19 protein-coding genes and 1 tRNA gene are annotated in these 22,571 nt (G+C 64.5%); 5 read left to right on the top strand and 15 right to left on the bottom strand.

The window, feature by feature from the left end; genetic code table 11:
• Positions 1 to 40 precede the first annotated feature (40 nt).
• On the bottom strand, positions 41 to 1,279 hold the full coding sequence (locus ACR65T_RS01480) for an aminotransferase class I/II-fold pyridoxal phosphate-dependent enzyme (protein ID WP_434494814.1): 1,239 nt from the start codon (positions 1,277 to 1,279) through the stop codon (positions 41 to 43).
• 408 nt (positions 1,280 to 1,687) lie between these two features.
• On the opposite strand from ACR65T_RS01480, the gene ccmA reads away from it, so the two are divergent.
• Together ccmA and ccmB are read left to right on the top strand one after the other, a co-directional pair.
• Positions 1,688 to 2,353: a heme ABC exporter ATP-binding protein CcmA gene (ccmA, locus tag ACR65T_RS01475; RefSeq protein WP_434494813.1), complete on the top strand. Its 666-nt coding sequence runs from the start codon at positions 1,688 to 1,690 to the stop codon at positions 2,351 to 2,353.
• The gene (ccmB, locus tag ACR65T_RS01470; protein ID WP_434494812.1) at positions 2,350 to 3,021 is read left to right on the top strand and encodes a heme exporter protein CcmB; all 672 of its coding nucleotides are present in this window, start codon (positions 2,350 to 2,352) and stop codon (positions 3,019 to 3,021) included. The genes ccmA and ccmB overlap by 4 nt, the downstream gene beginning before the upstream one ends.
• Positions 3,022 to 3,027: 6 nt before the next feature.
• Here the strand turns inward: ccmB and ACR65T_RS01465 are convergent, their stop codons facing one another.
• The 5 genes from ACR65T_RS01465 to ACR65T_RS01445 form a co-directional block, all read right to left on the bottom strand.
• On the bottom strand, positions 3,028 to 3,468 hold the full coding sequence (locus ACR65T_RS01465) for a DUF1036 domain-containing protein (protein WP_434494811.1): 441 nt from the start codon (positions 3,466 to 3,468) through the stop codon (positions 3,028 to 3,030).
• Positions 3,469 to 3,748: 280 nt separating this feature from the next.
• Complete coding sequence (locus ACR65T_RS01460; RefSeq protein WP_434494903.1) at positions 3,749 to 4,177, bottom strand: DUF1772 domain-containing protein; 429 nt, start codon at positions 4,175 to 4,177, stop codon at positions 3,749 to 3,751.
• A 62-nt stretch (positions 4,178 to 4,239) separates the two neighbouring features.
• Positions 4,240 to 5,043 carry an enoyl-CoA hydratase gene (locus tag ACR65T_RS01455; protein ID WP_434494810.1) on the bottom strand — a complete coding sequence of 268 codons (804 nt, stop codon included), beginning with the start codon at positions 5,041 to 5,043 and terminating at the stop codon, positions 4,240 to 4,242.
• A 295-nt stretch (positions 5,044 to 5,338) separates the two neighbouring features.
• A complete protein-coding gene (locus ACR65T_RS01450) occupies positions 5,339 to 7,744 on the bottom strand; it encodes a penicillin-binding protein 1A (RefSeq protein ID WP_434494809.1) in 2,406 nt (801 codons plus the stop codon).
• Positions 7,745 to 8,115: 371 nt separating this feature from the next.
• Complete coding sequence (locus ACR65T_RS01445) at positions 8,116 to 9,372, bottom strand: N-acetylmuramoyl-L-alanine amidase (RefSeq protein WP_434494808.1); 1,257 nt, start codon at positions 9,370 to 9,372, stop codon at positions 8,116 to 8,118.
• Positions 9,373 to 10,034: 662 nt separating this feature from the next.
• Between ACR65T_RS01445 and ACR65T_RS01440 the strand changes: the two genes are divergently transcribed.
• The gene (locus ACR65T_RS01440; RefSeq protein WP_434494807.1) at positions 10,035 to 13,034 is read left to right on the top strand and encodes an Rne/Rng family ribonuclease; all 3,000 of its coding nucleotides are present in this window, start codon (positions 10,035 to 10,037) and stop codon (positions 13,032 to 13,034) included.
• Here ACR65T_RS01440 and ACR65T_RS01435 read toward each other — a convergent pair.
• On the bottom strand, positions 13,031 to 14,197 hold the full coding sequence (locus ACR65T_RS01435; protein WP_434494806.1) for a pyridoxal phosphate-dependent aminotransferase: 1,167 nt from the start codon (positions 14,195 to 14,197) through the stop codon (positions 13,031 to 13,033). The genes ACR65T_RS01440 and ACR65T_RS01435 overlap by 4 nt on opposite strands.
• A gap of 115 nt (positions 14,198 to 14,312) precedes the next feature.
• Here ACR65T_RS01435 and ACR65T_RS01430 point away from each other — a divergent pair, with 115 nt between their 5' ends.
• Both ACR65T_RS01430 and ACR65T_RS01425 read left to right on the top strand, forming a co-directional pair.
• Positions 14,313 to 14,651: an MmcQ/YjbR family DNA-binding protein gene (locus tag ACR65T_RS01430; RefSeq protein WP_434494805.1), complete on the top strand. Its 339-nt coding sequence runs from the start codon at positions 14,313 to 14,315 to the stop codon at positions 14,649 to 14,651.
• Positions 14,639 to 15,925, top strand: coding sequence for an MgtC/SapB family protein (locus tag ACR65T_RS01425; RefSeq protein WP_434494804.1), 1,287 nt, complete (start codon positions 14,639 to 14,641; stop codon positions 15,923 to 15,925). The genes ACR65T_RS01430 and ACR65T_RS01425 overlap by 13 nt, the downstream gene beginning before the upstream one ends.
• On the opposite strand, the gene modC is transcribed toward ACR65T_RS01425, so the two are convergent.
• The 8 genes from modC to ACR65T_RS01385 all read right to left on the bottom strand — a co-directional run bounded on the left by modC (position 15,920) and on the right by ACR65T_RS01385 (position 22,374).
• Positions 15,920 to 17,014 (bottom strand): molybdenum ABC transporter ATP-binding protein, encoded by a 1,095-nt coding sequence (modC, locus tag ACR65T_RS01420; protein ID WP_434494803.1) that lies wholly within the window; start codon positions 17,012 to 17,014, stop codon positions 15,920 to 15,922. The genes ACR65T_RS01425 and modC overlap by 6 nt on opposite strands.
• Positions 17,007 to 17,681, bottom strand: a complete 675-nt coding sequence (gene modB, locus ACR65T_RS01415) for a molybdate ABC transporter permease subunit (RefSeq protein ID WP_434494802.1) — start codon at positions 17,679 to 17,681, stop codon at positions 17,007 to 17,009. Before modB ends, modC begins: the two co-directional genes overlap by 8 nt.
• Before the next feature lie 105 nt (positions 17,682 to 17,786).
• On the bottom strand, positions 17,787 to 18,569 hold the full coding sequence (gene modA, locus ACR65T_RS01410; protein WP_434494801.1) for a molybdate ABC transporter substrate-binding protein: 783 nt from the start codon (positions 18,567 to 18,569) through the stop codon (positions 17,787 to 17,789).
• A gap of 81 nt (positions 18,570 to 18,650) precedes the next feature.
• Positions 18,651 to 18,971 (bottom strand): thioredoxin, encoded by a 321-nt coding sequence (trxA, locus tag ACR65T_RS01405; RefSeq protein ID WP_175092661.1) that lies wholly within the window; start codon positions 18,969 to 18,971, stop codon positions 18,651 to 18,653.
• Positions 18,972 to 19,533: 562 nt separating this feature from the next.
• A complete protein-coding gene (locus ACR65T_RS01400) occupies positions 19,534 to 21,069 on the bottom strand; it encodes an acyl-CoA carboxylase subunit beta (protein ID WP_434494800.1) in 1,536 nt (511 codons plus the stop codon).
• Positions 21,070 to 21,109: 40 nt separating this feature from the next.
• Complete coding sequence (locus ACR65T_RS01395; protein WP_434494799.1) at positions 21,110 to 21,778, bottom strand: hypothetical protein; 669 nt, start codon at positions 21,776 to 21,778, stop codon at positions 21,110 to 21,112.
• Positions 21,779 to 21,874: 96 nt separating this feature from the next.
• Positions 21,875 to 21,950, bottom strand: a tRNA-Val gene (locus tag ACR65T_RS01390).
• A gap of 142 nt (positions 21,951 to 22,092) precedes the next feature.
• Positions 22,093 to 22,374, bottom strand: coding sequence for an HU family DNA-binding protein (locus ACR65T_RS01385; RefSeq protein WP_041927143.1), 282 nt, complete (start codon positions 22,372 to 22,374; stop codon positions 22,093 to 22,095).
• Positions 22,375 to 22,571: the final 197 nt, after the last annotated feature.

Genomic DNA, 22,571 nt, shown 5'->3' with positions numbered 1-22,571 from the left:
TAACCGAAAGCGTCAAAGTGACGCGGATATGGCGAATGGCCTATCCGCCGGCCATCGCCGCGGCGACGATCTGATGCGCCTCTTCCGTCACCGGCGGCATGTCGCGCAGGGTCTGAATGACGCCGCGGATTTCCGCTTCGCTGTGGTTCGCCGAGAAAAAGAAGCGCAGCCGCGGCCCGTCCTTCGGCACGCCGATGCGCACCACTGGCGGCACGTAATAGCCGTTCTCCAGCAGATGCTGCGACGCCCACATGGTCTCGACGTCGCTCGAGAACAGGATCGGCACGACCCCGCGGCCGATCGCCGGCCCGGTCGAGAATCCCGCTTCATGCGCGACCGTCCGGAAGAGCTCGGCGTTGTCCGCGAGCTTGGCGATCCGCCAGGTCTCTTCCTGCATCAGCCGCAGCGCGGTGCGCGCGGCGGCGAGAATGACGGGCGACAGGCCGACGCTGTAGACGAAGCCCGGCAGCGTATAGCGGAACCAGTCGATGACCTGCTTCTTGCCGCAGACATAGCCGCCGCAGGACGCGAGCGTTTTCGACATGGTGCCGACGATGAGGTCGATGCGCGTCGGATCGACGCCCTGATGTTCGGCGAGGCCGCGGCCCGTCGCGCCGAGCACGCCGAGCGAATGCGCCTCGTCGACGAGAAGCCAGACCTGAAATTTTTCCTTGATCGCCAGGAGCCGCGGCAGGTCGGCGGTGTCGCCGTCCATGCTGTAGACGCCTTCCACCACGATCAGGACGTTGCGGTATTCCTCGCGGTGACGCGCGAGCAGATGTTCGAGATGATCCAAGTCGTTGTGGCGGAATTTGACGACCTGCGCCGGCGCGCCGTCCGCGCCCGCGACGATGCTGTTATGCGCCAGTTCGTCGATGAAGATCGCGTCGCGCTTGCCGCTCATCAGCCAGGCGATCGTCGTGACATTGGAAAGATAGCCGGAGACGAGCGTCAGCGCGCTTTCCATGCCAAGGAATTCGGCGATCTCCGCCTCGAACGGCTTGTGCGTGGTGCGTTCGCCGCCGACGAGCCGCGAGGCCAGCGCGCCGATGCCGAGGCCGTCGATCTCGCGCTTCGCCTCCTCGCGAATCCGCGGGTGATTCGCCAGCCCGAGATAATCGTAATTGGCGAAGCTGACGAAATGCTTGCCCTGCGCCTCGAACTCGGCGCGCAGCCTGTCGATCTGGGCGAAGAACGGATCGCTGAACTCCAGCAAGGCGTTGCCAGCAAAACGGAATCGCCGTGCCGCGTAATCCTCTAAGCTCTTATGCTTCGTCACTTATTGGGCAATCCCTGAATAACGGGCGCGCCGCGCGCTATTGGCGAGAACTTGGGCCGCTGAGCGTCCAAGAAAGGGTCTGCGCTGCTTAGCATTCCCGTCCCGTCTGCGCCAGCGGCGCGGCCGGGGGCAGGGCAGGGCGATCGGGCGGAGGAGTTTTTACCTCACCCTCATCCTGAGGAGCCGCCGCAGGCGGCGTCTCGAAGGACGAGGGTGAGGTAAAAATACAAGAAAACAGGCTTCCTCGTCCTTCGAGACGCGTGCTGCGCACGCTCCTCAGGATGAGGAAGCCCTTCACTCGATCGCCCTGCTGGGGGCCGGGGCGCGCTTAAGGCGCGCGCGGACGGGGCGTCAAGAACGCTCTGTCCCTGTCTGGCGGAGTCGGTCGCAAAGCTCTATGCGGAGCGCATGTCGATCAATGTCCCAGAGCCCGTTCAGCCGCCCGTCGATGGCGCTTTACGCCTTTGCGTCGACAATCTCGGCGTTTTGCGCGGGGGGAGGCGCGTTCTCGATCGCGTGAGCTTTTCGCTTTCCGCCGGGCAGGCGCTGATCGTGACGGGCCCCAACGGCGCCGGAAAATCGACGCTGCTGCGGGCCTTGGCGGGACTCCTGCCGCGCGCGGGCGGCTCGATCGCTCTCGAAGGTGGGCCGCCCGACGTCGAACTGCCGCAGCAGGCGCATTATCTTGCGCATAACGATGGCTTGAAGTCGGCGTTGACGATCGAGGAGAACCTTGATTTCTGGGCGCGCTATCTCGCCCGAGAACCAGACCAACGCAGCCATACGATCGACGCCGCCCTCGCGATCGTCGGCCTCGGCCATGTCGCTGGCGCGCCATTCGGCGTGCTGTCCGCGGGCCAGAAGCGGCGCGCGGCGCTCGCGCGTCTTCTCGTCGCCTTTCGGCCGCTCTGGCTCCTCGACGAGCCGCTGACCGCGCTCGATCGCGCCTCACGCGAAAAATTCGCCGTGGCCATGAGTGATCATTGCGCGCTCGGCGGATTGATCGTCGCCGCGACGCATGAGCCGCTCGGGCTCAATGAAGCAGCATCGCTTGCCTTGGGCGGCGCCTCGTGAGTTCTCCGCTTGCCGCGCTTTTTCTGCGCGAATGGCGCGTCGCGCGCCGCATCGGCGGCTCCGGCGCGATGGGCGTCGTGTTCTTCCTGACGCTCGTCGCGATCGTGCCCTTCGCCATCGGGCCCGACCCCAATCTTCTCGCCCGCATCGGCCCGGCGATTCTCTGGATCGCGGCGCTGCTGGCGACGCTGCTTTGTCTCGACCGCCTGTTTCAGGCCGACGCCGAGGATGGCTCCCTCGATCTCTTCCATCTTTCCGAGACCCCGCTCGAATTGGCGGTGCTCGTCAAATGCGCAGCGCATTGGGCGGCGACCGGCCTGCCGCTCGTGATCGCCGCCCCGTTTCTGGGGCTGATGCTGCAACAGGAGGCCATGGCGCTTCTCGGCGTCGTCGCGACGCTACTTGTCGGCACGCCGGCGCTCACTTTGATCGGGGCCATCGGCGCGGCGGCGACGGTGACCGTGCGGCGGGGCGGCCTCTTGATGGCGCTGCTCGTCCTGCCGTTGACGATCCCGGTGCTGATCTTCGGCGTCTCCGCCGCGGAGGCGGCGAGCGGCGGCGCTGTGCCCTTCTACGCGCCCTTCGCGATCCTCTGCGCGATCACGCTCGCCGCTCTCGCGCTTTGCCCATTCGCCGCCGCGGCGGCGCTGCGCTATCTCGGCGAATAGAAGCGTTCAATCAATGCACACGCGCCCGCTGTTCGAACGGCCGGTGAGGCTGTGCGTATGGTTGCCACTGCGGCTCGTGACATGAACGAAGTTCTTCATCTGGCCGCGTCGTCCAAACACGCAGCGCTTGGCGTTGCCGATCTTGAATGCGCCCTGAGTCGTGCAGAAATTCGAGTCGCCGCGCCATTCCCTGCCGCCGCCGTGAGCATAGAAGAAGTAATTGTGCGGATCGGACGTCTCGCTGCGCAGAACGACTCTTTCGCAGCCGCCGCAGGCGCGAAGCTTCCACCATCCCTCCGACGTGAATCCGCCGCTCGGACTCACCCAGGCCGATGCGACAGTGACTTGATCGGGCGTACTGTTGCAGACCGTCAAATCCGCCTTCGCGGACGGCGCAAAAGCGCAGGATGCGACGGCGAGCGCGATCGAAAGACGAAAAGCATGCATTTCACCCTCCAAAAAATGAGCTTTGAAATTGCGGCAAAGCCATCAGCGCTTGATCAAGCGCTGACGCGTTGTTCTTCGCGCCGGCGATCGAAGGTCAGCTTGCGCGCGCCGGGAAGGCGGCGAGCGTGAAGGCGATCGCGAGCGCCAGGAGCAGCGCCAGATGCAGGACGCGATTGCGCAATCTGGACATTTCTCGACTCCTTGAACAATGCGCGCGTCCCAAAGACTTACGCGTGGTAAACGTCATTATGAATGAAATAGCGTCCGGCGCCTCGTCCGGTTAGCTGAGAGACGCCCATAGAAAGATCAGCGTCGCAACGCAGCCGAGACCGGCGCGCACGGCATGTAGCTTTGCCCAGCTCTCGATGAGCTTACGGCTTTCCGGCCCTGCTTCAGCGAGTTCGATCGCCATGAGCCGCTCGTTGACGGGCATGATTCTCAGTAGCGTATAAGGCCAATTGGCGACTATGAGCGCGGCGCCTAAAGGCCAGAGCCATTGGCCGGTTTGCCACCATGCCAAGGCGCCGAAAACGCCTCCGAGCAACGCGAGCGGCGCCTGCATGGCGAAGCCCCGCTTATAAGCGGGCTTCCATTGCCGCAGCAGATTTTTGTCGTCGAGATTAAGTCGCGCCGGTTGTTCGGCGACAATGATGTAGAGCGCCGCGCCGGAGAAGACGGCCGCGGCGATCAATGCAAGCTGACCGACAATCATGTCATCGCTCTTGGCGTCAGTTTCGCAGAGTGAGTAGTTCCCTCACCGAAGGCCCGTCATCATTCCGCCCACAGAGGCGCACGCTTCTCCAGAAAGGCCGCCACGCCCTCCTTGGCGTCTTCCGCCAGCATGTTCTCGACCATCACGGCGCTCGCCAGCTCATAGGCGTCCGAAAGCGGCTTCTCGCTCTGAGCGTAGAAGGCCCTCTTTCCAAAGCGGATCGCCTGTGGGGATTTTTCGGCGATGAGGAGCGCCAGCGCCAGCGCGCCGATCCGTGCGCCATCGGCTGACATACGGTTGACGAGGCCGATGCGCAGCGCCTCCTCGGCGCCGATGGGAACGCCCGTGAGCAGCATCTCCATCGCCTGCTTTGGCGCCACATTGCGCGAGAGCGCCACGGCCGGCGTCGAGCAGAAAAGACCGATGTTAACGCCCGGCGTGCAGAAGCGGGCGCGCGGGCCCGCAACGGCGAGGTCGCAACTCGCGACGAGCTGGCAGCCGGCGGCCGTGGCCATTTCATCGACAGCCGCGACGACCGGCTGAGGCAGCGTCACGATTTTCTGCATCAGCGCCGAGCAGGCGCGCATCGTCCTATCGAAGAAGGCGCGGCCCCGGTCAGGATCGTTGCGATGCGCCGTCAGTTCCTTGAGGTCATGCCCGGCGCAGAAGGCGGGGCCTTCCGCCTGCAGCACGACGACGCGAACCTCGTCGCGGCCGGCAAGCGCGTCGAGCCTGCCCGAGAGGGCGTCGATCATCGCGAGCGATAAAGCGTTGCGCGAGGCGGGGCTGTTCAGCGTAAGGATCGCGACGCCAGCCGCGGTCTCCAGCGTCACATGCGCGGTTGTTTCGGCGTCCAGGGTCATCGCTTCGAGCATATAGTCCGGCGGCGGGAAACCAAAGGTCTCCGGCCGCTGCGCTCAGGGGAATCGGGTGAAGGATTGTTTTTCTCACCCTCATGCTGAGGAGGCAATCGATCTCGGATGTTTCCGAGATCGCAACCTAAATGCCAAGTCGCGCAAGCGCGACTTGGGGAGGAGCCGTCTCGAAGCACGAGGGTGAGAAAAAATACGCGAAAACGGGCTTCCTCGTCCTTCGAGACGCGTGCTGCGCACGCTCCTCAGGATGAGGAAGCCTTCCACCGATGCCGCTGCGTTCGATCTAGTAGAGGCCGCCGGTGCCGCTGCCGACCTGCTGATCCACGTCATGCGGCGTATCGAGCGCACGCGGGCCGCCGCCGCCGGAGTAGGAGTCGGGCGGCGCCGTTCCCGGCTTGAACGCTTCGAGAATCGTGCCTGCTCCCGACGAACGCAGCCCGGAGTGCACGTCGACGGAAATGAGCTTGATCCCCGGCGGCACGCGGAACGGCGTATCGGGCTTGTCCTTCAGAGCCACCGTCATGAAGTCGCGGAAGATCGGCGCGGCGAATTGCGCGGCCTGGGCGTGGCTGCCGAGCGAGCGCGGCCGGTCGTAGCCGATGAAGACGCCGACCGCGAGATCGGGCGAAAAGCCGATGAACCAGAGATCTTTCGCGTCGTTCGTCGTGCCGGTCTTGCCAGCAAGGTGCTTGCCCACCGCCCTGATCGAGACGCCGGTGCCGCGTTGGATCACGCCTTCCATGATCGAGGTGATCTGATAGGCGGTGAGCGGATCGAGCACCTGCTCGCGCTTGTCGATGAGCTTCGGTTCGAGCTGGTTCTCCCATTTGGCGGAGTCGCAGCCGATGCATTGGCGCTCGTCATGGCGGTAGAGCGTCTTGCCCCAGCGATCCTGAATGCGGTCAATCAGCGTGGGCTTGATGCGCTTGCCGCCATTCGCCAGCATCGAATAGCCGGTGACCATGCGCAGCAGCGTCGTTTCGCCGGCGCCGAGCGCCATGGAGAGATAGGGCGTCATCTCGTCGTAGACGCCGAAGCGTTTGGCGTATTCGGCGATGAGCGGCATGCCGACGTCTTTCGCCAGACGCACCGTCATCATGTTCTTGGAATGCTCGATTCCGTAGCGCAGCGGATGCGCGCCGGTGCCGTGGCCGCCTTCAAAATTCTCCGGCGTCCAATAGGTGCCGTCCGGCTGCTGGATGGAAATCGGCTCGTCGAGGATTGACGACGACGGCGTATAGCCATTGTCGAGCGCGGTGGCATAGACGAAGGGCTTGAACGAGGAGCCTGGCTGTCGCCACGCCTGAGTCGCGCGATTGAATGACGACTGGTCGAAGGAAAAGCCGCCGACCATGGAGAAGACGCGGCCCGTATGCGGGTCCATGGCCACCATCGCGCCGGAGATGTCGGGGATCTGGCGCAGACGATATTGGCCGGCGCGTCCCGCCAGCGGCTCGACGTAGATCACGTCGCCGGCGCTTAGAGCTGATCGTGGACTGCGGCCGCTCCAGCGCATGCCTTCGGCCGTTAGAAGGCCGGTCTCGCGTTCGCGCGCCACTTCGCCGGATTTCTCGCGTCCCGGCTGAAGGCCGATGCGCGCGGCGTCGCCGGTCACATCGAGCACGACGGCGAGGCGCCACGGCTTGACGTCGCCAAGCGCCGGAATAGCGGAGAGCGTCACGCCCCAGTCGGAGGAGATGTCGATGTGGTTCATCGCGCCGCGGAAGCCATGCGCCTCGTCGAAGCGAACGAGGCCGTCGGCCAGCGCCTTTCGCGTCCAGGCCTGCATCTTCGGGTCGAGCGTCGTGCGAACCGAAAGGCCGCCCTCGTAGAGCTTCTTCTCGCTTTGTTGCTCCAGCAGCTGACGCCGCACTTCCTCGGCGAAATAGCCGGCGACATAAGTGTTGGGCGAGAGAACGCGCGGATTGACTCCGAGCGGCTCCGCTTTCGCCTTTGCGCCTTCTTCGGCGGTGGCATAGCCGTCGGCGATCAGACGATCGATGACGTAGTTGCGGCGTTCGATGGCGCGCTCGCGGTTCTGGAACGGATTGTAATTGCTCGGCGCCTTGGGAAGCGCCGCCAGATAGGCCGCCTCGGCGAGCGTGAGCTCATTGACCGATTTGTTGAAATAGTTGAGCGCCGCGGCGGCGACGCCGTAGTTTCCAAGGCCGAGATAGATCTCGTTGAGATAAAGCTCGAGAATCTTGTCCTTGGGATAGGCGGCTTCGATGCGGAAGGCGACGAGCGCTTCGCGAATCTTGCGTTCGATCGAGCGCTCGTTGCCGACGAGGAAGTTCTTGGCGACCTGCTGCGTGATGGTTGAGGCGCCTTGCACATGGCGGCCGCCCTGGGCGAGCACCGTCACGGCGCGCATCACGCCTTCCGGGTCGACGCCGACGTGGTTGTAGAAGTTCTTATCCTCGGCGGAGATGAACGCCTGCTTCACCAGTTGCGGAATGGCGGAACTCGGCAGGAACAGGCGGCGTTCGTGCGAATATTCGGCGAGGATCGAGCCGTCGCCGGCGTGCAACCGCGTCGTCACTGGCGGCTCGTAGTCATGCAGCTGGGCCGTGTCGGGCAGATCCTTGGAAAAATAATAGATCAGCCCGGACCCGGCGATCGCTCCGATGAGGAAGACGATCGTCGCGGTCGCGAAGACGAAGCCCAAAAACCTTGCGAGCATTCGCATGAAATATCACCCTTAGAGCGGCCGGCGGCTGGCGTCGGCTATGTTTCTAATGCCAAAGTCCGTTGCGCGACGGCGGGCGCCTGAGCCTGGCCGGCGCGCGCGACTCGTTTAGCTCAGATATAGTGAGCGATCGCACTTTCCGGGGTCATTTTCTTTAACAACGCCCTTTTGGATCATTCCACCGTTCGGCGAATTCCCGGCGCCGGTCCCTGCGCGCTTGACTGCGAACGCCGCCGGTCACGATTGCCGCGACGCGAGAAGCGCTTATCCGCAAGTATGTGACGCCGCGTCTGCGTTTCTCGATCTTCGGCGGCTGCGATGCGCGGGCGATCGTGCGTCGCGACCGTCTCCATGTGCCGTGATTTTGTGTTTTATTGTGGGCGCGTCGCGCTCGAGGGCGCTTCGGCGGGGGCCCGCGCTTCACGGCTACGCGCGCTGATAAAGGCGTCAACGGCTTCGGCGGTTTTCTGCGCGGCGCGCTCGCGCCAGTCCTGGGACGTCAGCCGGGACAGATCCTTCTCGCTCGAGAGATACCCGAGCTCGAGCAGCACGGAGGGAACGTCGAAGGCTTTGAGCACAACGAAACCGGCCGAGCGGCTCGGATTTTTGTTGAGCGCCCCGACTTCCCTCCAAAATGAGATCAGCGAATGCGAAAACTGGCGACTGTAGGCGCGGGTCTCGCGCCGCGTGAGTTCGAACAATATGTCGCCGACCTCTTCGGCGTCCGCCTTGCTTTCAAGGCCGGCGGCCTGATCCGCGAGATTTTCCTTCTCCGCCATCCGCGCCGCTTCGGCGTCAGAGGCGCGCTCAGAGACGGTATAAACGGTGGCGCCCTCGACCCGGGACGCGGCGAGCGTGTCCGCGTGAATTGAGACAAATAGGGAAGCATTGTTTTCGCGAGCGATTCGCACCCGCTCGGCAAGCGGGAGAAACATGTCGTGGTCGCGGGTCAAAAGCACGCGGGCTCGGCCGGTTTCCTGGATTTTGTCCCGCAGCGCGCGGGCGAACTCGAGCACGACGTCCTTTTCCATTTCGCCGTGCTTGCCGGTCGCGCCCATGTCGAGCCCGCCATGGCCCGGATCGATGACGACCATGGGCTTGTCGGTCGGCGCTTTGGCCGCCGTCCCTGGCAGTTTCGGCGGCTCTGCGGGCTGTAGGCGCGCCTGTTCGGCGACGGTCGCGGCGAAATGCCCGGCGCTGGTCGGGGCGAGCTCGATGACGAGCCGCGGTCCCCCCGCAGCCGCCTCGCTGTCCGCCTTGAGAATTTTGGCGGGCGCCGCGAGATCGATTACGACGCGCGAGCGTCCCGGCGCGAAGATGCCATAACGATAGGATTTTATGAGCTTGTCGCCTGGCGACAGGCCCGCGTTCGCCTCCATCCGGAAGAGCACTTCGGGCAAATCGACGATGATGCGCGGCGGGTTCGCCACAGGATGCGCGGTCACCGGCGGCAGGCCGGTGAGATCGAAGAGGAGGCGGGAGCGATCGGGGAGCGCCTCAATGCGGGCGGTAAGCGCAGAGATTTCCTTCTGCTGGTCCTCGGCCGCGGCGGGCCGCGCAAGCGCGCCCAGAACCGCGAGGAGCGCAGCCGCCATGGCGATGAACGGTGGCGGCGTCCCTGCGCGCAAAGCTGTCCTCCTCATGTTGGTCTCTAGATTCACGCGGCGTTTCGATCCGGCAATTGTCGATTTTGGAGGAGCGCCGTTAACGCATCGTTAGCTTATCTGAAAGCCGTCAGCTCCGGGACCTTTCTCCACAAATTTTTCGGTGAATAGCCGAGCCGGCGCTTGCGCCGGCCTACGGCGACCGATATGTAAGGAGACAGCTGCGAATTCTGCGGCGCGATATTCTCCGCGAGATGCGGCCGTCAAGTCGAGCCAACAGAATTTCGGACAGTTGCTTTCCGTTACGCCGCCCCGTGCAGGTCGTGACGTTTGGTCGCCGCCACCTGGCGGCGCGAAAGGTTTTTTGACGATCTCATGGCCAGGACCGTGATAGGCGCGAGAGCAGGCGATTCCTCCGTGTGGCGTGTCCGCGCGGCAGGGCGCAGCTTCGTTAAAAGCATGGGCTCTTGGCTTGTTCGTCATCTCACGGGGACGAGGCGCGATGCGCTTTGTCCCGCCGGCTCGCAAGCCGGCAAGCGTATCGCAGGCCTCAGGCCTGTCTCCCTTATCCTCACAAGAAGCGTTCGCGCCGTCAGGATGCGCCAAAGAGCGGTCGCCGAGTCCTTTCCAGGACTCAGGCTTGCCCCGTCGGCGTTATTGCGCGCCACGCCGCAGAAGAGTCCCCCATGGCTAACAAGATGCTCATCGACGCCTCCCACCCGGAGGAGACCCGCGTAGTCGTTCTACGTGGAAACCGTGTTCAGGAATTCGATTTCGAGGCTGCCGACAAAAAACCGCTACGCGGCAACATTTATCTCGCGAAGGTCACGCGGGTTGAGCCGTCCCTTCAGGCCGCCTTCGTCGACTATGGCGGAAACCGTCACGGCTTTCTGGCCTTCGCGGAAATTCACCCTGACTACTATCAAATCCCCGTCGCTGATCGACAGGCGCTGCTCGACGAAGAGAGCCGCGCCCATCAGCAGGCCGACGAGGAAGAGCGCGTTCCGCATGGTCGCGGGCGCCGTTCGCGCCGCCGCCAACACGAGGGCGCCGAGAAGCGCGTGAGCGCCGACGAGGCTGTGACGAGCGAGCCCCTCGAGGATTCGGGCGCTTCGCCGGTCGTCATTGAGGATCAGGCCGAAACAGGCTTCGCCGAATCGGCTGAGGACCGGCCTGAAGCCGCGCCGGAGTTCGCGCCCCAGGCTGGGGCGCAAGAACGTCTTGAAGCTCGGCCAGCGGCCGTCGAGACCGAAGCGCGTGGTCAAGACGTCGGCGCGGAGGAGCCCGACGCAGGGAAGCTTGAATCCGCCGAGGTTCGGTCAGAGAGCGCGGACATCGAGGCCGAGGCGGGCGATCAGGCGATCGCGACGGCGCAGCATGAGCAGATTTCCATCGATCCCGCCGGTTTCGGTTCGGTCGAAACCGGCGAGGCGGAGGAGTTTGCCCTCGAGGCGCCAGAGCCTGACCACGAACTGAAAGCGCGCCGCCAGGACGAGCGCGATGAGGCGCGTGAACGCGCCCGCGAAGATTCGGAAGACGAAACGGCTGAGGTCAACGCCCGCGTCGACGCCCCGGTTGAGGAGCACGACGAGGAAGAGCATGACGACGAGGACGATCACGTCGAGCACATCGGCGGGGACGCGATGGACGAAGCGCCCTATCGCGCGCCGCGCTCCCGTCGCCAGTACAAGATTCAAGAAGTCATCAAGCGGCGCCAGGTGTTGCTCGTTCAGGTCGTCAAGGAAGAGCGCGGCAACAAGGGCGCGGCGCTCACGACCTATCTTTCGCTTGCCGGCCGATATTCCGTGCTCATGCCCAACACCGCGCGGGGCGGGGGCATTTCGCGCAAGATCACTGACGGCGCGGACCGCAAGCGGTTGAAGGAGATCGTGCATGATCTCGAAGTGCCGGAGGGCATGGGCGTCATCCTGCGAACGGCCGGCGCGACGCGGACCAAGCAGGAGGTCAAGCGCGATTTCGAATATCTGCTGCGGCTGTGGGAGAGCGTGCGCGAATTGACGCTGCGCTCCGCGGCGCCGACGCTCGTCTATGAGGAAGGCTCACTCATCAAGCGCGCCATTCGCGACCTTTATGGGCGCGACGTCGAGGAAGTCGTCGTTTCCGGCGAAGACGCCTATCGCGAGGCCAAAGACTTCATGCGCATGCTGATGCCGAGCCACGCCAAGAACGTGCGCCTGCATCGCGAAGCGTTTCCGATCTTCGCCGAAAGCGGCGTCGAGGCTCAGCTCGACGCGATGTTCTCCAACCACGTCACCCTGAAATCGGGCGGCTATCTGGTCATCAACCAGACCGAGGCGCTGGTCGCCATCGACGTGAATTCGGGACGTTCGACGCGCGAGCACAATATCGAGGACACGGCGCTTCGCACCAATCTCGAAGCCGCGGACGAAGTCGCGCGGCAGTTGCGACTGCGCGATCTCGCCGGGCTGATCGTCGTCGACTTCATCGACATGGAGGAGAGCCGCAACAATCGCGCTGTTGAGCGGCGCCTCAAGGACGCGCTGAAAAACGACCGCGCCCGCATTCAGGTTGGCCGCATCTCGCATTTCGGCTTGCTCGAAATGTCGCGTCAGCGCATCCGCGCCGGCGTCGTCGAGGGCTCGACGGTGCCATGTCCGCACTGCGCCGGCGCCGGCCATGTGCGCTCCACCGCCTCCGTTGCGTTGCATGTGCTGCGCGTGCTGGAGGAGGCGCTGGTCAAGAGCGCCGCGCATGACGTGACTCTGCGCACCCGCGCGGTGGTGGCGCTCTACATTCTCAACCAGAAGCGCGCCCATCTGCAGGAGCTCGAACGCCGCTTCGGCGTCCATATCACGGTCGCCGCCGATGACACGCTCACCGGCGCGACATATCACGCGCTCGAGCGCGGAGAACTCGCGACCGGGCCGCGCGTTTCGCAGCGCGACGCGCCTTTGCGCGTCGATTCGGTGCTCGCCGAACCTCTTGAGGAAGAGGCGCCGGAAGACGTGATCGCTGGCGAAATGGTCGAGACGGAAGAGGAAGCCGTCGAGTCGAACGGCGATCAGCGTGACGAGAACGGCGAACGATCGCGCTTGGGCGCGGATGAAGACGCGTCGCGCGGCCGTCGCCGTCGCCGTCGCCGAGGCCGTGGCGGCGGCGCACAGGGCGGCGAACTCTTGGCGCCTGGCGCCGAGCAGCCGTCCGATGAAGGCCTTGCGATCATGGCGGCGATTGAGGGCGCGCCGGCGCCCGCCGAGGAACGGCCTGACCGCCGCGGCGGCCGACGCGGCGGCAACCGCAGTCCAGATCGCGGTGCAGATCGCGGCCCTGGCCGTTGGCGGCGATCCGCCCCCTTGCCAGAGGAATTCAAAGACCCTTCGGCGGTCTTCGCGCTCGACGAGGGTGGTGAGGAGGCGCGGGCCCTGATCTCCCCGCGTGGGGCGCAGGCGCCGGAGTTTCCGGCGCCTTTGCCGGTTCCGCCGCCGGTAAACGGCGCCGAGATTGCGCCGCCCTCCCAAGAGCGCGCAAGCGAGCCGGTCGCCCGGATCGCGCCATCTCAGGCGGCGCCGACGCCGACGCCCGTGCCCGCCCCCGAGCCGATCGCCCCGCGCGAGCCCACGGAAGTGGTCATTACGCAAGCAGACCCCGACCGCCCGAAAAAGGGCGGCTGGTGGCAGCGCGTGCGCACGCCTTTCGGCAGCTAGGGTCGTCGCAGCCAGGCTTCTAGGCGGACGACGCCCTCGCGCACATCCGTCTCCGGCCCGGCGTAAGAGAGCCGCAGCGTTTTTGCGCCGCGGCGCGGATCAAAATCGAGGCCGGGCGTCGTCGCGACGCCAGCTTCCTGCAACATTCGCCGACAGAATCCGATCGAATCGTCGGTGAAACGCGAGATGTCGGCGTAGATGTAAAAAGCGCCGTCGGGCGGCGCGAAATTGTCCAATCCCAATTTGGGAAGGCGGTCCAGCAGAAGCGCCCGGTTTCGCGCATAGGCGGCGCGGTTCGCCTCCAGTTCGTCGCCCGCGTCGAAAGCGGCGAGGGCCGCCCGCTGCGACAGGGTCGGGGCGCAGATCGCGAGCGACTGCTGCAAGCGCTCGAGCGGACGCATCAGTTCGGGTGGAGCGACGAGCCAGCCGAGCCGCCAACCGGTCATCGCATAATATTTCGAAAAGGAATTGATGACGAGGGCGCGTTGCGAGAAGCGCAGCGCGGTCTCCGCCCGCATCTCATATTCGAGTCCGTGATAGATCTCGTCGGAGACCAGAACGATTTCGGCTTCGTCGCAGAAGGCGCAGATCCGCGCCAATTCATCGCGCGCAATCATCGCGCCGGTCGGATTGGCAGGGCTCATGAAGAGCGCGCCGTGAAGCTTGCCGCCTCGATGGGCCGCTTCGAGCATCGCCGCAGTGGGCGCAAAGCGCGTCTCGTGGCCGACGTCGAGCAGGACCGGCTCCAGGCCGAGCGCGGAAAGGATGTTCGCATAGGCCGGATAGCCAGGCGCGGTGACGGCGATTCTCGCTCCCGGGTCGAATGCCGCGAGGAAGGCGAGCAGAAAGCCGCCGGATGAGCCTGTCGTGGCGATGACGCGGTCGGGCGTGACGTCGACGCCATAGCGCTCGCCATAGTGGCGCGAGATGCGGGCGCGCAGCGGCGCGTCGCCGAGCGCTTCGCCATAGCCGATCGAGCCGTGGCGCAGCGACTCCGTGGCGGCCTCGCGCACGCGGCGCGGCGCGGCGACCCCGGGTTCGCCGAGCTCCAAATGGATGATGCTGCGGCCGGCGCGCTCCAAGGCTTTCGCGTCGCGCAGCACGTCCATCGCCATGAAGGGTGCGATTTGGGAGCGACGGGATGGGGGTAGGGGTGCGTTCATACGAGCCTTCTATTGCCAATCTCCGTTGTGCGCACGCTCTCGCCGCCGCGCGCCATATTATCTTGAGCGGCGCGCATCGCGCCGGCCTTTCATGCCGGCCTTCCATGGAGCAGACATGGCCAGCAGCCATGATTTCCGGCGCATCGCAATGTCTCTCGAGGGAACGCGCGAAGCGCCGCATTTCGACAGATCCGCATTTAAAGCCGCACGCATCTACGCCACTCTCGCGGGCGACGGACGAACGGCGAACGTGAAATTCGCGCCCGAAGAGCAGGCGTTCAAATCCATGATGGCGCCGCAGGCGTTTACGGCTGTCCCCAACGCCTGGGGACGGCAAGGATGGACGACGATTCTGCTCGAGGCGATCGACGTCTCGGAGCTGCGCGACGCGCTGGAAACGGCTTGGCGTCACGCCACAAAGAAAAGGACGGCAAAGAAGAAATGTACGAATTAAGCGCAGCCGAGCTGATTCAGAGACTGTCGATCGCGTTGGCGATCGGACTGCTCATTGGCTTGGAACGAGGCTGGACGTCACGCGACGAGTCGGAAGGCGAGCGCGCCGCCGGCCTGCGCACGCATGGGCTTGCCGGACTGCTCGGCGGCGTGTGGGGCGCAATCGTTCAGCCTTTTGGCGCTTCCGGCGTGGTCGCTTTGGCGATCGCCTTCGCCTTCGTCGGCGCTTTGGTCGGGGTCTATCGCTACCGCGAAAACGTCCGTGACGAGACCTTTGGCGCGACAACCGTCGTCGCGGCGTCGCTTGCCTTTTCGCTCGGCGCCTTCGCCGTGATCGGCGACATACAGGCGGCGGCCGCGGCTGCGGTCGCCACGACCGCAATCCTGGCGCTCAAGGCGTTTCTGCACGGCCTCGTCAAGCGCATCACCTGGGACGAGCTGCGCTCCGGGCTGGCGCTGCTCGCGATGAGCTTCATCTTGCTGCCGGTTTTGCCGACTCGCGCCATCGATCCGTGGCAAGCGGTGAACCCTTTCGAATTGTGGCTGATGACCGTTTTGATTGGCGTGATTTCCTTTGTCGGCTACATCGCCGTCAGGGCAGTCGGCTACCGGCGCGGCGTCGCCGTCGCCGGCATGGCGGGAGGGTTGGCGTCATCGACGGCCGCGACGGCGGCGATGTCTCGGCTGGCGCGGGAACATCCCGCGCAGATTGGCGCTTCGGCGGCGGGCGCCATCTTCGCGAATGCGATGATGGCGCCGCGAATCATCGCCGTCATCGCGGTTATCAATCCGACGCTGGCGTGGCGCGTGGCGCCGCCGGTCGTTGCGGCCGGCGTGCTCTTCGCGCTCGCCGGAGTCTTTCTCCTGCGACGAAGCGAGCGGCCTGCAGAATCGGGCGGCTTTTCTGTCGGCAATCCGCTGGATCTGATGGCGGTGCTCAAATTCGGCGCGCTCCTCGCGAGCGTGATGATCCTCTCGCGGCTCGCGACTCATTTCGCCGGAAGCGGCGGCGCTTATGCGCTCGCGGCCATTTCCGGCATCGTCGACGTTGACGCGATCGGACTGACCATGGCGCGGCTCGGCGCAACCGAGATCGGCATAAGGGCGGCGGCGGGAGCGGTGCTGCTGGCGCTGCTGTCGAACACGGCGTCGAAAGTGGCGATGGGCTGGGTTATCGGCGGCGCCGGAATGGGCCACAGACTCGCCGCGGCTTCCGCTCTCGCCGTCGCCGGCGCGCTCATGGCGTTGTGGCTGACGGAATTCGCTGGCCTATAGACCGCGTTCATCGAGAGCGACAGACTTCACCAGGGCGAATACGTCTGCGCCGACGGTCAGCCGCAACTCGTCGAGCGCGAGGCGCGTGATCGCCGAGACAAGACGGTCGCCGCCAATGAGCGTCAGCGTGACGAAGGCGAGGGCGCTCTCGGTCGCATCGATCTTCTCGATGCGGCCGCGCAAAATCGTGCGCACGCTGGTGTCGCTGGGTTCGATGGTCGCAAGCGCAACGTCGGTCGCGCGCATGACGACGCGCGCCTCGCGCTGCGTCGTCAGACGCGCAGCGATCAAGATCTCGCCCGCCGGATGGGCGAGCCGCGTGACGCCGTAAGCTTCGTCGACGGCGACGACGCGCGCTTTGAGCGCGTTGACCACGCCGAATCGGCCGCCTTCGACGAGACGGCTCGCGCTCGGCAGCACGTCGAGCGGCGCGCCGCGCGCGACGACGCGACCGCGATCGAGCACGACGGCCTCGTCCGCGATGCGCGTGACTTCTTCCGGCGCATGGCTGACGTAGATAATCGGGATATCGAGTTCGTCGCGCAGCCGTTCGAGATAGGGCAACACGTCGAGACGGCGCGCAACGTCGAGCGACGCCAGCGGCTCATCCATGAGCAGCAGTTGTGGACGCGTCAGCAGGGCGCGGGCGATCGCCACTCTCTGCCGCTCGCCGCCGGAAAGCGTATCGGGCCAGCGCTGCGCCAGAGCGGCGATGTCGAGCATTTCGCAGAGCGCGTCGCGGCTCGTCTCGGCCGCCGTCACGCGGGCGCGGGTCATTCCATAATCGAGGTTTCCCTTGACGGTGAGATGGGAAAATAGGCTCGCGTCCTGAAACACCATGCCGAGCGCGCGGCGATGCGTCGGCACGAAGACGCCACGCGCCTCGTCTTGCCAGACGTCGCCGCCGATCTTGAGAAGCCCGTCTGGCGCGCGCGCCAGCCCCGCCATGCAGCGCAGGGCGGTGGTCTTGCCGGAGCCGGAAGGTCCAAAAAGCGCCGTCACGCCGCGTCCCGGCAGTTCGAGGTCAACGTCGAGCGCGAAGCCGGGATAGGCGAGGCGGAAACGCGCGGCGATGGCGCCGTCAGCCATAGCGGCCGTTCCGTCGGCGCCCATAGAGCGCGAGGAGAACGCAGAAACTGAACAGCAGCATGCCCCCGGCGAGCCAATGTGCGCGCTCGTAGTTCATCGATTCAACCTGGTCATAGATCAGGACCGACACCACCCGCGTCTTGTCTGGAATGGCGCCGCCGATCATCAGAACGACGCCGAATTCACCGACCGTATGGGCGAAGCCGAGGATGGCCGCCGTCACGAGACCGGGTCTGGCGAGCGGCAGCGCCACGGTGAAGAAGGCGTCCAGCGGGCTCGCGCGCAAGGTGGCGGCGGCCTCCAGCGGACGATCGCCCATCGCCTCGAAGGCGTTCTGGATCGGCTGCACGACGAAGGGCAGCGAGTAGAAGAGCGACGCCACGACGAGTCCGGCGAAGGTGAACGGCAAAGGCGCGACGCCGAAAAGCGCCGTGAGCCTGCCCAAGGGTCCATGCGGGCCCATGGTCAGCAGCAGATAGAAGCCCAGCACCGTCGGCGGCAGAACCAGCGGCAGCGCCACGACGGCCCCTAATGGTCCCTTGAGCCATGACTCCGTTCGCGCCAGCCACCACGCCAATGGCGCGCCGATCAGGAGCAGCAGAAAGGTGACGATCGTCGCGAGCTTGAGCGTCAGCCAGATCGCGGCGAAATCTTCGGATGTTGGCATGCGAGACCTGCCGCCGAGCGGCGGCGGTGAGGTTAAGACAGGCGGAAGACTGTCAGCGTCCGCCTGTTCCACATTTAAGCGGATACGTGCACGGGCGAAAACGGCCTACCGCGCGGCCTGGCCGGGGGGCGCGAAGCCAAACTTTATCATGATCGTCTGCGACTGTCCGGTTTTGAGATAGTCGAGAAAGGTCTTCGCCAAAGGTTTGTCGGCGCCCTGGCGGGTCACGACATAGGCTTGTTCGAGTCGTGAATGTAGCGTCTCAGGGATCAGCGAATAGCCGCCTCTGTCCGCGACCTGCTTGCTCAACGCGATCGAAAGAGCGGTCAGCGCGACATCGGCGGCGCCGGTCTCGGCGTATTGCGTCGCCTGGGAGATGTTCTCGCCGAAGACAAGCTTGTCCTTCACCTTGTCCCAAAGGCCGGCGGCGCGCAGCACTTGTTCCGCGCATCTGCCGTAAGGCGCATGCGCCGGATTGGCGATCGCGATCTTGCCGATCTTGGGATCCGCAAGATCCTCCAGGCGCATTTTTGTCGCGTCCCGCGTCGCGCTCCACAAAACGATCCTGCCGACCGCATAGGGCGTGGGCTCGGTCGCCGCGAAGCCGTCCTTGCGCAGCGCGCGCGTATAGGCGATGTCGGCCGAAAAGAAAATGTCGAAAGGCGCGCCCTCGCGGATCTGCGTCTGCAGCTTGCCGGAAGAGCCGTAAATAACATCGACCTTGTCGCCCTTATGGGCGGCTTGAAAGTTGGAGACGATTTCCTGCAACGCGAATTTGAGATCGGACGCCGCCGCGATGGTGATTTCGCTGGCTGTCGCCGCGCGGAGCGGCGCGAGCGTTAAAACGATCAGGCAACAGAAAGCGAGAAATTCATGCAGTCGGCGCATCTACGCAGCTCCCGAGGTTTGATGGCTCGAGAGCACGCCTGTTGCGATGCGCCGGCCGCTGGGCCCAATGGCAAGAATCGTTCACACGGCGGCAGCGATCCACCGCGACAATTCGCCCTTGGGCGCGGCGCCGACCTTTTGCGCGGCGGCCTTGCCGTCCTTGAACAGGATGAGCGTCGGAATCGATCGGATGCCGAGCTTGCTCGCCACGGCGGGGTTTTCGTCGATGTTGAGCTTGACGACTTTGATCTTGCCCTTCATCTCCGCGGCGATCTCCTCCAGCGCCGGGGCGATCATGCGGCAGGGACCGCACCATTCCGCCCAAAAATCGACGACAACCGGCTCGGCGGATTTGAGCACTTCCTGTTCGAAAGTGGCGTCAGTGATTTTTTGCGTGGACATGGACGGCCTTCCATTGGGCTTTTCGTTAGACGTGCGCGGAACGTAGGAAGCGCGTCACCGCCCGTCAAGGCGACGTCCCAAGCAGATCCGGTGCAGACCGATTGGAATCAATCTTCGACGCTTAGCGATTCATTAAACGCATCGGTTGCGCGACGACAAAACACAAAGAGCGGGAATGGCGTCCCGCCGCTCCCCGCTCTTTGGCACCCCGTCCTTAACCGAACTGAAACGCCAAGCTCCGAAGTCTTAAGTCGCTCCGATAGCCCGTTCCGCGCCGGCTCATCTTGCGAGCCTCGGCGAACTGCGTTCTGTTCGGCGTCCTCCCCGACTTGGACCGTAGCTGGGCTTAATTCCTGCGACGCATTCGACGCTTAGGCTTTTACCCCAACCAACCTGGCGAGCGAACACTAGGACAAAACGGGCGGACTGTCACTTCAAAAATGTGCAGTCTGACGAATTTTGTGATCGGGCGCCGCTGAATTAGGCTGATCGCGCGGACCCCGACGCAAATGGCGCAACGCCATCACGCCGGCGCCGGCGCCGCGGGCGCTATTGCGCCGCGTCAGAGGGGAATGTTGTCGTGCTTCTTCCAAGGATTCTCCAATTCCTTGTGGCGAAGCAGCGCCAGCGCGCGAGCGATTCGCTTGCGGGTCGAACGCGGCGTAATCACTTCGTCGATATACCCACGCTCCGCGGCGACGAATGGCGACAAGAAGCGATCTTCATATTCCTTGGTGCGCTGAGCGATCTTCTCCGGATCGCCGAGATCGGCGCGGAAGATGATTTCGACTGCGCCCTTTGCCCCCATGACGGCGATCTGCGCCGACGGCCAGGCGTAGTTGACGTCGCCGCGAAGATGTTTTGACGCCATAACGTCATAGGCGCCGCCGAACGCCTTTCGCGTGATGACGGTCACTTTCGGCACCGTCGCTTCGGCGTATGCGAACAGCAGCTTCGCGCCATGCTTGATCAGGCCGCCGTATTCTTGCGCCGTCCCGGGCAGGAAACCCGGCACGTCGACAAAGGTGACGATCGGAATGTTGAAGCAGTCGCAAAAACGCACGAAACGCGCCGCCTTCTTGGAGGCGTCAATATCGAGCACGCCGGCGAGCACGAGCGGCTGATTGGCGACAAAACCGACCGTGCGCCCTTCGATGCGGCCAAAGCCGATCACGATATTGCGAGCGTGCGCATCTTGTATCTCGAAGAAGTCGGCCTCGTCGACGATCTTATGGATGAGCTCTTTGATGTCGTAAGGCTTGTTCGGATTGTCGGGGATTAGCGTGTCGAGCGAATTGTCGAAACGATCGACGTCGTCGAACGCCGGCCACTCCGGCGGCTCCTCCGTATTGGAGGAGGGCAGGAAGTCGATGAGGCGGCGCATCTGCAACAACGCCTCGACGTCGTTGTCGTATGCGCGATCGGCGATCGAGCTTTTGGTCGTATGCACCGAAGCGCCGCCGAGCTCTTCCGCCGTGACCGTCTCATTTGTCACCGTCTTCACGACATCGGGCCCGGTCACGAACATATAGCTCGTATCGCGCACCATGAAGATGAAGTCCGTCATCGCCGGCGAGTAGACGTCGCCGCCGGCGCAAGGGCCCATGATCACCGAGATTTGCGGAATGACGCCAGAGGCCATGACGTTGCGCTGGAAGACTTCGCCATAGCCGCCGAGCGCCGCGACGCCTTCCTGAATGCGCGCGCCGCCGGCGTCGAACAGGCCGATGATGGGGGCGCGATTTTTCAGCGCCATGTCCTGCAGCTTGGTGATCTTTTGCGCGTGCGTCTCGGAAAGCGAGCCGCCGAAGACGGTGAAGTCCTTGGCGAAGACGAAGACGGCGCGGCCGTTGACCGTCCCCCAACCGGTGACGACGCCGTCACCCGAGATCTTCTCGCCCTGATCCATGCCGAAATCGGTGCAGCGGTGGGCGACGAACATGTCGAATTCTTCGAACGAGCCGTGATCGAGCAGCAGTTCGATTCGCTCGCGCGCCGTGAGCTTGCCGCGGGCGTGTTGCGCTTCGATCCGCTTCTGGCCGCCGCCAAGTCGGGCGGACGCGCGCCGCCGTTCAAGCCCGTCGAAAATATGTTTCATGTGCTGCCCTGGTTGCTGATATGCCTGTAATCCGGCGCGTCTAGAGCTTGCGCGACCCAAGCCGCCAACGGGCAATGTCGGCGCCGGTCAGCATGTAAAGCTTATCGGGCGACGTCTGCTCGGCAAGCTTCACGAGTTCGGTGCTCACGCCCATCATCGCCGCGTAGCGGGAAAGCGTTTGGAGCATGCCGCCATCGTCATAATTGCGCTCTCGCACGAGTCCCCCCTCGCCAATGTCGAAACTCGTCGAATAATTGAACATGCGGTGGATGCCGACGCTACTCTGCGGCGGGATCACGCGCTTCCTGCCGCCCATCAACGCGTAGACGCACGCCGAATAGCAGCGGCCCGATACGAGCGCCATTGTACGAGATTGATCCGCCGCGGGACGGGCGACGATCACCGCCATCCCGAGCTTGCGGAAGGCCTGTCCGAGCTCCATCGACGCGACGACCTTTCCGCCAGGCGAGTCGAGCAGCACAATTCCGTGCAGATTGCCGCCGCGCGCATTTTCGCGCACGAAGGCGATGAAGGCCTCGGGCGTCTCTAAGCTGATTTCGCCTTGCGCCGCGATCACTTGTGGGCAATTTGCGCGGCAGCCGTCGGAATTCACGCCGACGATGCGAAAGCTCATCTCTTCGGCTTGCGCGAAAATGGGGGCGAATGCGGCGACGCAGAGCGCAAAGAGGACGGTCTTGATCAATCTCATCCGGGCGGCCTTCCTAATCCCAACAAGCTAAGGCGAAATCCTGGGCTTTGGAACACCAATTCCCGCAGCGAGCCCGCGCCGCCTCGAGGGCGCCAATGGTGGGCGGTGACGGTCTCGAACCGCCGACCCTCTCGGTGTAAACGAGATGCTCTACCAACTGAGCTAACCGCCCTGACACGATGCGCGCCCGCCGGGTTTTAAGGGCGGGCGCCTCGCGAGGCAAGCCGGCTCAAGACTACGGCCGCCGGGGCTCCGACGGCCGTCATGCGAAATATCGAAAAACGCCTGCGACGCCAGCGCTTCCCCGCGCCCAGCTACTTGGCTTTGTTGAGCGCGGTCTTCAGCGTCGCGCCGGGCTTGAAGCGGGCGCTCTTGGAGGCGGCAATCTTGATTTCTTCGCCGGTCGCCGGGTTGCGTCCTTTGCCGGCGGCGCGCTTCTTGACCGAAAAGGTGCCGAAGCCGACGAGGCGAACTTCGTCGCCCTTCTTGAGGGCCTTCGTGATGCCGTCGATGACGGCGTCGATGGCGGCGGCCGCCGCCGCTTTCGAGCTGTCCGTCTCGCTCGCGACGTGCTCGACGAGTTCCAGTTTGTTCATGGCTTTTTCCTTCTCCTTCACTGCGAGTCGCCCGGCGTAAGAATGCGCGACCTCGAATCGGCGTTGCGCAGCGATGGCGAGTGTTGGTCGCGAATCGCAGGAAAAGCAAGGGTTAGCGGCCGCCAAAGGCGCAGAACCGCTGGTTTTCCGGGGGAAACGGCGGCTCGGCGGCGAAATGCTCATGCAATCTGGGGGCT

The sequence above is a fragment of the Methylocystis sp. genome, from assembly GCF_051061285.1.
Taxonomy (GTDB): domain Bacteria; phylum Pseudomonadota; class Alphaproteobacteria; order Rhizobiales; family Beijerinckiaceae; genus Methylocystis.
Note: the sequence above shows the minus strand (reverse complement) of the source record. Positions and strands in the feature narration are given on the sequence as shown.